We start from the raw sequence: 1,340 nt of genomic DNA on the forward strand, positions 1-1,340 counted from the left end.
TTCAGACTGCGGAAGATCTGTTTGGCACCCTCGAAACGGGTGTCGACACCGTCGGCAGCTTCGTCGAGTAGGTCCGGATCATCGAGATCACTCCTGCGAGCTGACCCTGCGCACGCCGCAAACGGTTCAATACCAATGCGATGCTTACGGTGTCACCAGTCATGTCGTTCAGTCCTTCGTTCGATGAAACTCCAGTTTACCCCTAGCGGTAAGGGTGGTCGAGGTGGCCGAAGCTGGACGGTGGCCTCGGTGCGGATGTCGCGGCCCATGGGCTGGAGAGGCCGGGTCAGTCATCGTTGCACCGAGGGGTCGGGGCCACCCGTGACCTGTCGTAGTCGCCCATTGATGGGCTATACCGGTAGGGGTATACGGAAGACCGCGTCGCCGCCGACCTCAGGTTCACTTAAGACTCGACCGCTATCGTCGGCACCACCGCACCACCGCACCGGAAGGACAACCACTGATGACACTCACCATTGGCGACACCGCCCCCGATTTCCACGCCCAAACCACCCAGGGTCCGATCAACTTCCACGAGTGGATCGGTGAAAGCTGGGCAGTTCTGTTCTCCCACCCCCGCGATTTCACGCCGGTGTGCACGACCGAACTCGGTTACATGGCCACGATCAAACCCGAATTCGACCAACGCAACACCAAGATCATCGGGTTGTCAGTCGACCCACTCGACAACCACGTCGCATGGGCCGACGACATCGCCGAAACACAAGGTACCGCGCCCAACTATCCGATGATTTCCGACAACGACTACACCATTTCGAAGGCCTACGGGATGCTACCCGCCGAAATCGCCGGCGACCCGACCAGTCACACTCCGGCCGAGATGGCGACGCTGCGCAATGTCTTCGTCATCGGCCCCGATAAGACGATCAAGTTGGTGCTCATTTACCCGATGACCACCGGCCGCAACTTCGACGAGGTGCTGCGTGTAATCGACTCGCTACAACTCACTGCCGCGCACAAGGTGGCCACCCCCGCCCAGTGGAATAGAGGTGGCGACGTGATCATTGCCGGCTCGGTCAGCGACGAGGATGCTAAAAAGATCTATCCGGATGGCTGGACTGCCCCTCGCCCCTACTTGCGCATCGTTGCCGACCCCACCCAAGGCTGAGGGCGACGCCCACGGGCATGCTGAACCGTCCTGGATCTGACGGAGACCTGGTTCGAGCCACTTGGCGGTCGGAGGTGTCGGTCGAGATTGCTGACGGTGCTCGTTCTCATAGGGGTCGCGGTGGGCCGAATATCACCAGGGACACCAGTAGTCCGGTCATCATCGTGACCGCGAACACGAGCACCCACCGCTGCGCGGGGTCGTATCCGAC

At 60.9% G+C, this 1,340-nt stretch carries 1 protein-coding gene and 1 pseudogene; one reads left to right on the plus strand and one right to left on the minus strand.

Annotation, left to right across the window (positions count from 1 at the left end; genetic code table 11):
- Positions 1-28: 28 nt before the first annotated feature.
- Positions 29-163, minus strand: a pseudogene (locus tag R4P47_RS25185) (metal-sensing transcriptional repressor); the annotation flags it as partial.
- Positions 164-463: 300 nt separating this feature from the next.
- On the opposite strand from R4P47_RS25185, the gene R4P47_RS24995 reads away from it, so the two are divergent.
- Positions 464-1,129, plus strand: a complete 666-nt coding sequence (locus tag R4P47_RS24995) for a peroxiredoxin (RefSeq protein WP_008720432.1) — start codon at positions 464-466, stop codon at positions 1,127-1,129.
- The last annotated feature ends 211 nt before the right edge of the window (positions 1,130-1,340 follow it).

The sequence above is a fragment of the Rhodococcus sp. IEGM 1370 genome (assembly GCF_033142325.1).
Taxonomy (GTDB): Bacteria; Actinomycetota; Actinomycetes; order Mycobacteriales; family Mycobacteriaceae; genus Rhodococcoides.

Coding starts and splice junctions, on each gene's coding strand:
- R4P47_RS24995 (WP_008720432.1), top strand. CDS start 464: ATGACACTCACCATTGGCGACACCGCCCCCGATTTCCACGCCCAAACC.